At 69.5% G+C, this 11,177-nt stretch carries 13 protein-coding genes and 1 pseudogene; 4 read left to right on the forward strand and 10 right to left on the reverse strand.

The annotated features are described in order from the left end of the window. Nucleotides 1–124: 124 nt before the first annotated feature. From Q8W71_RS31465 to Q8W71_RS31510, 10 genes and pseudogenes are all read right to left on the reverse strand, one after another. A pseudogene (locus Q8W71_RS31465) lies at nucleotides 125–466 on the reverse strand (helix-turn-helix domain-containing protein); the annotation flags it as partial. Between the two features lie 421 nt (nucleotides 467–887). Beyond that, nucleotides 888–2,009 carry a helix-turn-helix transcriptional regulator gene (locus Q8W71_RS31470; protein ID WP_305529290.1) on the reverse strand — a complete coding sequence of 374 codons (1,122 nt, stop codon included), beginning with the start codon at nucleotides 2,007–2,009 and terminating at the stop codon, nucleotides 888–890. Nucleotides 2,010–2,247: 238 nt separating this feature from the next. After that, the gene (locus Q8W71_RS31475) at nucleotides 2,248–2,460 is read right to left on the reverse strand and encodes a hypothetical protein (RefSeq protein ID WP_305529291.1); all 213 of its coding nucleotides are present in this window, start codon (nucleotides 2,458–2,460) and stop codon (nucleotides 2,248–2,250) included. Continuing rightward, nucleotides 2,457–3,686: an acyltransferase family protein gene (locus Q8W71_RS31480; protein ID WP_305529292.1), complete on the reverse strand. Its 1,230-nt coding sequence runs from the start codon at nucleotides 3,684–3,686 to the stop codon at nucleotides 2,457–2,459. Before Q8W71_RS31480 ends, Q8W71_RS31475 begins: the two co-directional genes overlap by 4 nt. A gap of 117 nt (nucleotides 3,687–3,803) precedes the next feature. Then, nucleotides 3,804–3,956, reverse strand: a complete 153-nt coding sequence (locus tag Q8W71_RS31485) for a hypothetical protein (RefSeq protein ID WP_305529293.1) — start codon at nucleotides 3,954–3,956, stop codon at nucleotides 3,804–3,806. A 446-nt stretch (nucleotides 3,957–4,402) separates the two neighbouring features. Beyond that, on the reverse strand, nucleotides 4,403–5,113 hold the full coding sequence (locus Q8W71_RS31490; protein WP_305529294.1) for an LrgB family protein: 711 nt from the start codon (nucleotides 5,111–5,113) through the stop codon (nucleotides 4,403–4,405). Continuing rightward, complete coding sequence (locus Q8W71_RS31495) at nucleotides 5,106–5,495, reverse strand: CidA/LrgA family protein (protein ID WP_305529295.1); 390 nt, start codon at nucleotides 5,493–5,495, stop codon at nucleotides 5,106–5,108. The genes Q8W71_RS31490 and Q8W71_RS31495 overlap by 8 nt, the downstream gene beginning before the upstream one ends. Nucleotides 5,496–5,506: 11 nt before the next feature. Further along, nucleotides 5,507–6,244, reverse strand: a complete 738-nt coding sequence (locus Q8W71_RS31500; protein WP_305529296.1) for a cache domain-containing protein — start codon at nucleotides 6,242–6,244, stop codon at nucleotides 5,507–5,509. A gap of 34 nt (nucleotides 6,245–6,278) precedes the next feature. After that, nucleotides 6,279–6,521, reverse strand: a complete 243-nt coding sequence (locus Q8W71_RS31505) for a hypothetical protein (RefSeq protein ID WP_305529297.1) — start codon at nucleotides 6,519–6,521, stop codon at nucleotides 6,279–6,281. A 318-nt stretch (nucleotides 6,522–6,839) separates the two neighbouring features. Beyond that, the gene (locus Q8W71_RS31510; RefSeq protein WP_305529298.1) at nucleotides 6,840–6,992 is read right to left on the reverse strand and encodes a hypothetical protein; all 153 of its coding nucleotides are present in this window, start codon (nucleotides 6,990–6,992) and stop codon (nucleotides 6,840–6,842) included. 76 nt (nucleotides 6,993–7,068) lie between these two features. Between Q8W71_RS31510 and Q8W71_RS31515 the strand changes: the two genes are divergently transcribed. From Q8W71_RS31515 to Q8W71_RS31530, 4 genes are all read left to right on the forward strand, one after another. Next, nucleotides 7,069–7,419: a hypothetical protein gene (locus tag Q8W71_RS31515; protein ID WP_305529299.1), complete on the forward strand. Its 351-nt coding sequence runs from the start codon at nucleotides 7,069–7,071 to the stop codon at nucleotides 7,417–7,419. A gap of 17 nt (nucleotides 7,420–7,436) precedes the next feature. After that, on the forward strand, nucleotides 7,437–8,531 hold the full coding sequence (locus tag Q8W71_RS31520) for a helix-turn-helix transcriptional regulator (RefSeq protein ID WP_305529300.1): 1,095 nt from the start codon (nucleotides 7,437–7,439) through the stop codon (nucleotides 8,529–8,531). A 453-nt stretch (nucleotides 8,532–8,984) separates the two neighbouring features. Further along, nucleotides 8,985–10,155 (forward strand): IS3 family transposase gene (locus tag Q8W71_RS31525; RefSeq protein WP_305529301.1). Its coding sequence is split into 2 segments (ribosomal slippage): nucleotides 8,985–9,230 and nucleotides 9,232–10,155, totalling 1,170 coding nucleotides; the frame shifts between segments, so codons are not numbered across the junction. A gap of 81 nt (nucleotides 10,156–10,236) precedes the next feature. Further along, nucleotides 10,237–11,177: transposase (locus Q8W71_RS31530; protein WP_305529302.1), on the forward strand; the 941-nt coding region annotated here is incomplete at its 3' end.

An 11,177-nucleotide genomic window follows, 5' to 3' on the forward strand; every position in this document is an offset into this window, starting at 1 on the left:
ATGAGGCCCGGAATGCGCGGATCTCCATCTTGGCCAACGGCTCCGCCGAAAGGCCGGATACGTTTATGCAGACTGCTCAGACCAGCGGATCCAGAGCCACTTGCGGACGGGGCGGGCCATACGTTTTGCGGGTGATGCCGTGGCGGGCGAAGAAGCGCGAGAGGCCGCTCGTGCTGGTCTGCACGCCCTGCGCGGCCAGGGCGTCGCGCAACTCGCGCAGGAAGATCTCGGGTCGGGCTTCGTAGGTGGCCAGGATCCGATCGGCCTGCCCCTCGATGGCCGGAAGACGATCGTCGCCGCGCGTCGGCTTGGGCGCGACGTGGCCTTCCTGCGCGAACCGCTCCGACCAGCGGCTGGCACTCGACACGCTTACACCGAACCGGGCCGCCGCTCGATGGAAGGAGGCGCCCTCGGCCACGGCCGCCACGACACGCTCGCGCAGATCGACAGACAACGGTGAAGGCATCGATGGCTCCTTCACCACTCAACGCTGCAAACCGCCAACCCGTCGCAACGCCGCCGGGAACGGCTCTAGTGTCGATCCTACTCCGATTTGCGCGAGGTCCGTTCACGGCCGTCTCGAATGGGTCGGGACCCTCGACACCGAGCGCCTCGAAACTCTGATCGGAACCCATACGAGACGTCAGAAGGCTCTCACGGCACCGCCTCACATGAGAATGCCCATTGGGGGTGAGCGCCCCTCCCTTCGATGGAGATCGGGGAGGCACCAGCATTGTCCCCCATCTGGGGGAGGCGGTCTCGATGCGAACTCGCTAACCGTATCGCCCTGATCCTTTCCCAAGGTTCAGGCTCATACCTCGGCCCGCCCGGCACCGCCGCGGCGGGCCTTTTTCACGCTCGTGTGGGGGGGCGTCGTGCCCACCCATTCACCGCTGGCGCAGCATGAATAGCTTGCCCATCAGCGTCGCCATCTCGCTCTGACGCGACACGCCCATCTTCGCGAACACCCGCTTCAACACCGAGCGCGCTGTCCCCTCCGTGATGCCCAGCGCGTCGGCCGCCTCGCCCGGCGGAGTGCCGGCGCCGATCAGGGCCGCCAGACGCGCCTCGCCGAGGGTCAGCTTGAACGCGTCGCGCACGACCGTGGGATCGAAGGCGTGTTCGGCCGCGGGGTCCGAAGCCAGCACGATCATCCGCGCCGTCTGAAGGGCCGGGACGCCGAGTGAGGAGATCAGCGGCAGGATTTGAAGGATGAGGCCGCGCTCTCCGTTCGGAACGAGCAGGGATGCATCCGTGGCGGCAGTGCCCGACACGTCGTCCCCCTCCAAAACCTCGCAGCGCGCTTGCAGGCTCTTCTGCGCGACCGCGTCGGTCGCCCGCAACCGGCCGGCGCTCACGATCAGCCCTTTCCCGAGGAGTCGATCTGCTGTCCCGTTGGCGTGCAGCAGGTGGCGGTCGCCACCGAGGACGAAGACACCGCAATCGACCCGGTCGAGCGCGGCCGCGAGACCGTCGCGTTCCGCCTCCGCATCCATCAACCGGATTGAGAGCGCGAGCGCGCGCTCGACGTGCCGGCTGAGCGCCAGCAACCGGCCCTGGGCTTCGGCATCATAACCTCGTTGCTCCCGAGCACGCAGCAGCGTCAGGATCACCTGAACGGCCGGCAACGGGGAGACGGGGACCGACATCGCCCACCCGAAGCCGCGCGGGTGCAGAAAGTCGCGGAAGATCGGAAGTTCGGCAGCCTCAGCCTCGGTGAAGAACAGGTGATCGGCCTGGACGTCGCGTTGGCCGCAGGCGATGGCGTGGAAGACGCGCTCTGCCCGGACGTCGAGGTGCTGCCAGCACTCCCCGTACTCGGCTGAGAAGGGGACGAGGCTGGGCGAGACGATCGATCCGAAGCGGCCGTCCTCGTGCCGGTAGAGCAACACCGAGCCCGTCGCCTCGAAGCAAGCGGCGATCTCGCGCAGCACCTCTGGCCATAGACCAGGGGCCGCGGCGGCGGCGTAGATGGCTTCGATGGCGACGTTCCAGGCAGCGAAGGTCATCGGACGATCCTCAGGATGCGTCCTGCGGACCGCAGGGGCTGCGCCGTGCACCGCGCGCTCACCGGAACAGGGGCAACTCCATTCCGAGCAACCACAGACCGCCCACAATCAGGCAGCCGGCCAGGTTTTCCAACCCGCGCGGGCTCGACGAACGACCGGACGCGGCGGCCACCGCCGCACCGGCGACGAGGGACGTGACGCATATGCCGAGCACGGGCACTCTCCCCAGTCGTGCCGATCATGCGGCATCGAAGACGGTGATGGCGTCGCAGTCGGGGCAGTCCGCCGCGCGGTCGAGGGAGGCCCCAAGTAGGATCAGCAGGGTGAACAGGGCTGCGGCCGACAACGCGTGTGTCACGGAGGCGGCATGGGCGCGGGCAGCGTGGATCAGGGCACAGCCGAGGACGAATGCGCAGACCTGCGTGGCGGGTGCGGTCAAGCTCGCAATCATTGCGACGTCCTCGATCTCGAGATGATCACCGGGGGGGTGAGGCCGGACAAGGCCCGGACGATCCGCGGCATCGCCGGCATCGCGATGGGCGCGATCCGATCCGCGAACCGTCGGCTCCAGTTTCGCGCCGGCACTTCGATCCGGCGGTGGGTCCACGCGGACATCGCGAGCACGAGGCCGACGTAGGCGAGCACCACTGCATCCGCCGCGAGCGCCGAGCCGAGCGGAGAGACCATCACCGGGATCGTCGCACCCATGTCCGGCAGCAGCCAGGACGCGCCGACGCCAGCGCCCAGTCGCAGGACGTTCTCGACCGCGAACCAGACCGGCACGTGCACGAGATAGATCGAGAACGACAATTCGCCGAGCCGAACCAGCGGGCGGGCACCGAGCGACCGGGCCACGCGGCCCTCGTCGAATGCAAGGCACAGGATCAGCCCAGCGAAGACGTAGGGAATGACGAGGGACCACGCGCTCGCGACCGGCAGAGGCAGGACGGCGGCGGTCGCGGCGCAGGCGGCGAGCTGGGTGCCCGTTCGGATCCGCGCCCCGCGGCCCCGCAGTGCCGCGTAGGCCGCGTGGACGAGGGTGCCGAGAAAGAACGACAGCAGGCAGCGGAAGATCGCCGGCCCCGAGGTGGCGGCTAAGCCCTCGGGGGTGCCGGCGACGGCGATCAGGCCGAGGCCGGACAGGGCCGCCCACAAGACGAGGCGCCCCCGCCGCAGGGCCAGCACGGTCAGCCCGAACAGGATGTAGGTCCAGAACTCGACGGCGATCGACCAGCACGGGTGATTCCACAACCAGTCGAGGCCGGGGATCAGCCCGAAGGTCAAGGTCGCCTGGGCGAGGAGCGGCGTCATGCCGGTGAAGCCGTCGAAGGTCTGCCGCCCGGCGGGCAGGCCGGCGCGATCGGCGAGCGCCACGGCGCCTTCCAAGGCGACGAAGGCTGCGAGCGCAGCGATGTGCAGAGGCAACAGGCGGCCGGCGCGTTTGACCGCGAAGCGGACGAGGTCGGCGGCCGTGCGCATCCCGCCGTAAGTGGCGGCCATGACGAAGCCCGACAGGACGAAGAAGAAGTCGACCGCGTAGAAGCCATGGCGGACCGGCACGAGGCTGTGGCCGTGCCAGTCCCACCGCAGGTGGTAGAGGACGACGAGCAGGGCGGCGAGGCCGCGCATTGCGTCGAGCGCGACCCAACGGTCCGCACGTGGGAGGTCTGGCGGCATGACGAGCGTTCCAGGTTGCGGGCGCCCGGATCATCCGACGCGGGCGCGGCTTCGACTCGGCACGCCACCGGAGGCGAACCGTTCTCCGGTGCAGGTTCAGAGGTGGTCGGGGCGGTGCTACGGGCCGACGAGTTCGAGCGGTGCGGCCGCCGACGCGGTCTCACCCGTCGCGACGGCGGCTTCGGAAGTCGGCGGGGCGACCAGCATGGTCGTCACGAACAGAGCGGAGGCCAGCAAGAAGCCGGCCGCGAGGATGTATACCGTGCGCATGGGTTCGCTCCTGTGCAGTCTAAATGGGCGCATCCTGGAATGATGGCCCCGCGGTATCTGCCTTGGTGCCTCTGCGCCATAAGAGCTTAAGTATTCGGGGGGCGCCTCTCCCAAATGGGGGGTGCGGTTGCGGATCGGGATTGAATCTTCGCGTTAGACGTGCAGGCTTGACACACACGACGTCCGCAGCGGCGTCACCATCCCGGGCGCGATGGCGAGCGGTGAGACCCGGACCGCATTCAATCGGTTTGCGGAGACCGACCCGTCGATAGAGATCGCGAAGGTGCTTGCGGCACTGCTGCCACCACTGCTCCGCTGCGCTCGCTGGACGGCTGCACCGCAGCAGCACGCCCGGCGAGCGCAGCGTCAGTTCCTGATCGGCCCGGCATCGCCGCGGCGGGCCTTTTCGCGGCCGTACGTGCCGGCGAGGCGCCCGTCGGCTCCGCTCAGAAGACGCGCATCGCCAGGGGGAGGAGTACGCCCGTCAGTACGCCGTTCAGGCTCATGCCGAGACCGGCGAACGCGCCGGCCACCTCGCTGATCTGCAACGCGCGCGCCGTCCCCACACCGTGGCCGGCGATGCCGATCGCCAACCCCGTGACGCGGTCGTCCTCCACATGCAGCCAGCGCTGGATCGCCGGCCCGGCGATGGCGCCGACGATGCCCGTGCTGATCACCAGCACCGCCGTCAGGGCCGGCACGCCGCCGATCGCCTCCGAGATCCCGATCGCGATGCCCGTCGTCACCCCTTTGGGGGCGATCGACAGCAGCGTGGACTGGCTCGCGCCCAGCGCCCACGCGATGCCGACCGCGCTCAGCACCCCCGTCGGCATGCCCACGAGGAGCGCCGCGGCGATCAGGCCGCCGGAGGCGCGGATCAGCGACGTCTGCCGGTAGAGCGGCACGGCCAGGAGCACGACGGTGGGTGCGAGCAGAAACTGGATGAAGCCGGCCCCGCGCAGGTAGGTTGCGTAGGACACGCCCGTGGCGTTGATCAGCGCGACCACGATCACGATGGCGACTAGCGTCGGGTTGAGGAACGGGTTGTTGCCGCTCCAGCGCGCGAGGCGCACGGCGCAGAGGAAGGCGAGCACTGTGACGCCGACTTCGAGCGCAGGCTGCTCGGGCAATCTGGCCCAGGCGTGAGCGTCAGGCACGGGCGTCGGCCTCCTCGATCCGGTCGCCGTCGGTCCGTCCGCGCCGCACCCACCTGTGGGACAGCGCCAGCGTCGCGACGGTGGCGAGCAGGGTGACGACGGTGCCACCGATGACCGCGGCGAGGACTGGCACGAGTTCGGCGCGCAGCACGTCGGCATGGGCGATCACCCCGACGCCAGCGGGCACGAAGAGCAGGCCGAACAGCGCGAGCATGCGGTCGGCGAGCCGGCCGAGGTCCTCGGGCAGATGCCCGCGCCGGAGCAGGTCGAGGTAGAGCAGCACGAGGCCGCTCACGGGGCCGGGCACGGGGACGAGACCCAACCGCATCAGGATCTCGCCGAGGCCGAGCCAGACGAGGACGCGCGCGACGGCTTCGAGCATCCGGCGCCCTCCTACTCGTCAGCGGACGTCGCCGAGCCGTCCGGGCGCAGGGCGGCATCGGCGGCCTTGAGGCTGTCGCGGGCGCGGGCCACCGCCGCGGCCTGGGCATCGCCCGCTTGGTTCAGCGCCTCAAGGAACGCCGTCCAGTCCGCCCGCGCCGCGGCCGGGATCTGCCCGTCGAGCTTGGCTCGCAGGGCCGCCACCCGCGCCTCGGGCGTGGCCGCCTTCGGGGCCTGCGCATCCGCGTCGTACACCCCTACCCCACAGGTCTGGTCGCCGGCCTTGGTGTAGTAGGTGGTCTTGGGCTCCTCGACCGTGCTGCCGGGCTTCGGGAACAGGTAGCGGATCACCGAGATCTGCCCCGGCTTGGCCTCCTGCATCATGGTGCGGATGAAGTAGTGGCCGGTGCGGTCGTGCAGGTCGCGCACGTCGTGGCCGCGCAGGATCGGGCTGGGGTGGGCGGTCATGGTCCCGTCCGGGCCGACGCAGAACACGTAGGTGTCGGCGGTGCGGAAGCCGTCGGTGCCCCGGGTAAACTCGTCGAGCGCCTTGTCCTTGTCGGTGGCCACCGCCTTGGTGACGCGCCCCAGCATCCACGCGGCGAAGCCGTTCGGGCTCGGGTCGTCGCAGGCGATCGGCGCCTCCACGAAGCCGCCGCAGGCCCGCGCGGCGGGCGCGGCCAGCACCAGCGCGCCGAAGGTGGCGAGGGCGACCGCTCGGAGCGCGGCGCGGATGATGGTCGAACGCATGGGCTCCTCGGAAGCGGAGAGTTTGCGGGAAGGGCTACCGCGTCTGCGGCGGATGGTGGGCGATGGCGGCGTAGATGGCGACCTCGTCTGAGTAGGCCTGATCGTCGGGCGTCCGGATCATCGTCGTCCCGCTCACGAGCAAAGCTGCGGCGAAGGCGGCCGCGCCGGTGAGCCAGCGCGTCAGGACAGCGGCATGATTGCGCGCAGCGTGGATAGCGGCACAACCCAGGGTGAAGGCGCTGGCCTGCACCGCCAGGACGGAGAGGCTCGTGGTCACGTGGCGGTCCTCGGCTCAAGCATGACGCCCGATGGATTGGGCAGCGGCACGGATGGCGGTGCCGCCATCGCGGTGGCGGGAAAGGTGGTCGATGCGGTCACATCGGTTAGCTGGCGGCTTCAGATCCGCGCCGGTACCTCGATCCGGCGGTGCCTCCACGCGGACAACCCAGCGATTGGCACGCGGAAAGTCCGGCGGCATGGTGAGCATTCCAGGTTGTGGGCGCCCCGACGGGCTGTCGCGGGCGCAGCTTCGACTCGGCACGCCACCGGAGACGAACCGTTCTCCGGTGCAGTCTCGTGGGTGATCGGACCGGCGCTACGGGCCGACGAGTTCGAGCGGGGTGGACGCCGGTGCGGTCTCGCCGGACGCGACGGCAGCCTCTGAGATCGGCGGGGCGACGAGCATGGTCGTCACGAACAGGGCGGAGGCCAGCAGGAAGCCAGCCGTGAAGAGCTGCACGGCACGCATCGGTCCGTCTCCTTGCGATCGGCTGCCGACATCAGGACGGCGTGTCGCGGCATCTACATCGGTGCCGCGTCGCGATATGAGCAGGATTGCCGAGATGCGGCCTCCCTCATTTGGAGGAGGCATCTGCACCAATTCAGTGCTCGGCTGCGCCTGCGGTTTAACGTGTGTGATTATTCACACAATGGCTCGATTTGTGCTGGGTGTCGGAACATTCGAGCCGCCGAAGCCCTTATGTGCGCCGTCGATGATCAATCGATCGAGCCTGAACAGCCTCACCAAGAGGATATCGCGCGTGAATGCCGCCTGCCTGCTGCGCCCGATCACATCAATCGACAATCGCGCGATCGCATCTGTTGCGTGGCCGATGACGCCGGAGCAGATCCCGGCTGTTCCCGACAGCCCGTTTGCTTGTGACATATGCGGCTGACGACGAGAACGACGCCCATGGACGCCGCCGCGCTGTCCCACCTCATCGAGCAGATCTACGACTGCGCGATCGACCCGGCGCTCTGGTCGAGCACGCTGGAGCAGATCGCGGCCGCCCTCGACAGCCCGGCCGGCACGCTCTCGATCAGCGACTTCGTCACGGGAACCGAGCGCGCGATCGTTTGGGCGGGCATCTCGGAGCACTACCAAGCGCTCTACCGCGAGCAGTATCACCTTTGCGACCTGTTCGGCCACGAACTCATCCTACGCCCGGTGGACGAGCCCGCAACGTCGGAACAACTCGTCGCGGAGGACGAGTTGCTGCACAGCCGCATCTACCGCGAGTGGGCGGCGCCGCAGGGCTTCCGCTACGTCCTGCTCACCGCCCTCATCAAGAGCCAGGCGCGTCTGGCCTATATAGGCCTCACCCGCGGTCCGGAAGGCGGCCCCTACGACGCGGAGGAGCAGGCTCGCATGGCCCTCCTGGCGCCCCACGTCCGCCGCGCGATCACCATCGCCGACCTGATCGATCACAAGACGGTCGAGCGCGGCCTGTTCGCCGACGTCCTCGATGCCCTCTCCACCGCGGTGCTCATCCTCGACGGCACCGGTGGGCTCGTGCACGCCAACGCAGCGGGCGAGCGCTTGCTCGCGGCCGGCGATGTCCTGCGCGCACGGCGGGGCACCGTCGAGCCCTGGAGCGACAGGTGTGGGGACGGGGCGGCTTGGTCTCTGAGCCGGATCGGGCAGCAGACCGGCGCGCGGACACTGGCGTTGCCGCGGCGGGACGGGGGCACGGCGATCCTGAGCGTTCTGCCGCTTGCCACCGGCCGTCGCAAGGCGGTCGTGGCCGGTCACATGCGCGTGGCGGTCTTCGTACAGGATCAGGCCGCCGCGCCGAGCCGCGTCGAGGCCTTGGGCCGGACGTTCGGGCTGACGGGCGCCGAGTTGCGCGTGCTACTGGGCCTGAGCGAGGGCGGCTCGCCCGCGGACGTCGCGGCGCGGTACGGCATCGCCCCGAGCACGGTGAGGACGCACCTGAAGAGCCTGTTCACCAAGACCGGGATGCGCCGACAGAAGGACCTGATGCGGCTGCTCGCAGAGTTGCCGTAGAGGGCTACGAATTTCGCCGAAGTCGATGAAATCTAGATTGCACGGTGACGGCTAGTTCAGCAGTCAATTGGTTCCATACGCGCGCCTGATACATAAGAGCGGAGCCGGCGTCTGCAGCATTTCGTCGTTCGCTCGAAAGTTATCAATCTGCCTTCGGCCACTACCGGACCTTGTCCTTCGGCCAGGAAGCAGACCTTCGGTTCGACGCTCAATCCAGACAGGTCGTTCGCTACCTCAGCTCCAAGCGCCGGCGAAGCTCGGAAAGCCTTGGATCCGCTGCCGTTTCCGGAGCTTGGGCCAGCCCTTCGAGCGAATGCTCGACCCGGTAGGGCCACAGCGACGCATCCTCGCCGAGGACTGCCCAGAGCAAGTCGAGAAGCGGTTCTGGGTGGTTGTGCGCCGGCGTTCTCTCGTCGGTGCGGTTCCCGGTACCCGGCCGAGTTCCGCCAGCAGATGGTCGATCTGGTCCGCGCCGGCCGCGATCCGACCGACCTTGCCCGCGAGTTCGAGCCCTCGCGCCAGACCATCCAGAATTGGGTCGCCGAGGCCGACCGCGGCGAGGGTCGATCCGAGGTCAAGCCGCCGACGGCCGATCCCGGCCTGACGACTAGCGAGCACGACGAACTCGTCCGGCTCCGGCGTGAGAACGGACAGCTGAAGCTGGAGCGCGATATCCTCTCTCGCGCGACGGCTCAGGTATCGCGCGGGAGACCGGGGTCCTGCCGTCGGGGTCTTCCGGTTCATGAGCGCAAACCAGGCCGACTTCCCGATCGCGGCGATGGCCCGTGTGCTCGGCGTGTCGAAGGCGGGGTACTACGCCTGGGCGGGGCGAGAGCCCTCGGCGCGGGTGGTAGCGGACGCCGCGCTGCTGAAGCGCATCCGCACCGTGCACCTCGGCTCGCACGAGACCTACGGCGCGCCGCGCGTCCACGCCGACCTGCGTGAGCAGGGTGTACGGCACTCCCGCAAGCGCATCGCCCGGCTGATGCGCGAGGCCGGCCTCGTGGGAGCCAGCCACCGGCGCGGGGGGCCCACCACGACCCGGCGCAATCCGGAGGCACGGCCGGCCCCCGATCTCGTCGACCGCAACTTCGTAACCGAGGCTCCGAACCGGCTGTGGGTGGCCGACATCACCTACGTGCCGACGGCAGCCGGCTTCCTCTACCTCGCGGTGGTGCTCGACGCCTTCAGTGGCCGGATTGTCGGCTGGGCGATGGCCAACCACTTACGCTCGGAGCTGGTGCTGGATGCCCTGGAGATGGCCGTCACGCAGCGCAAGCCGCGCGACGTGATCCATCACTCCGACCAGGGCTCGCAATATACGTCGCTGGCCTTCGGCAACCGATGCCGGGAGGCGGGCGTGCGTCCCTCGATGGGGTCGGTCGGCGACGCATACGACAACGCCATGGCCGAGAGCTTCTTCTCCAACCTCGAATGCGAACTGCTCGCCCGCCGCCGCTTCCGCTCGCAGGCCGAGGCACGGATGGCGGTCTTCAGCTACATTGAGGCCCTCTACAACCCGCTGCGCCGGCACTCCGCGCTCGGCTACTGCTCGCCCGTCGTCTACGAGCAGAAGACTGGGTCAGAACCGCCAACCGTGACCCTGCTCAGCCAAGCCCCCTGAACCGTCCACAAAAACGGGGCAATCCCAATCCGGATCCTCGACGGCAACCACCTGCCGGCCAGCCAGAAGCGCCTGAAGGCCCTGCGCGGCGTGCGCGGGGCGGCCCTGCCCGGGCTGGCGATGGTGGTCTACGATCCCGACAGCGGCCTGGTGACCGATCTGGTGGCGGGCGAGGACGCCTACCAGCACGAGCGTGCCCTGGCCGCCCCCCTGCTGGAACGGGCCGGTCCGGGACAGGTCTGGATCGGCGACCGCCACTTCTGCCCCGGCGCGCTGCTGCGCGGCTGGGCGGCGGCCGGGGCCAGCTTCGTGGTGCGCGAGCACGCCAACCATCCCCGCCTGCGGGATGCGGGAGACTGGCACGCGGCGGGCCGGACCGAGACGGGCCGCCTGCGCGAGCAGACGATCACGCTCGATCCACCCCAGGAGCATCCACCCCAGGAGCCTCCGCCCCAGGAGCATCTACCCCAGGAGCCGTCGGGCCCGGAGCAGGCCGTCCCGTGGCGGCGCATCGAACTGACCCTGGCGCAGCCGACCCAGGCGGGCGACCGGGTGCTGCGGCTGTGGAGCAACCTGCCGGCCACGGTGACGGCCGCGCAGATCGCGCAGGCCTACCGGGACCGCTGGCGCATCGAGGGCATGTTCCAGCGTCTGGAGGGCGTGTTGCGCAGCGAGATCCCGAGCCTCGGTCATCCGCGCGCGGCGCTTCTCGGCTTCAGCGTGGCGCTGCTGGCCTACAACGTGCTGGCGCTGATCGAGCGCTGCGTGGAGCGCGCGCACGCCCCGGACGCGGGGGCCGCGCCGAAGGTGTCGCTGTATCACCTCGTGCTGCAGATCCGCAGCGGCTACGATGGCCTGTGCATCGCCCTGCCGCCCGAGCACTGGGCGGCCTGCGGCCCGATCGACCCGCCAGCCCTGGCCGCGCGCCTGCTGAGCTTGGCCCGCCGCATCGACCCCGCACGCGTCAGAGCCGGCCGCCGAAAACCCAAGGATCGAACGGCAAAGTCCGGGCCCACCAGCGG

The organism is Methylobacterium amylolyticum, assembly GCF_030700245.1.
Taxonomy (GTDB): domain Bacteria; phylum Pseudomonadota; class Alphaproteobacteria; order Rhizobiales; family Beijerinckiaceae; genus Methylobacterium.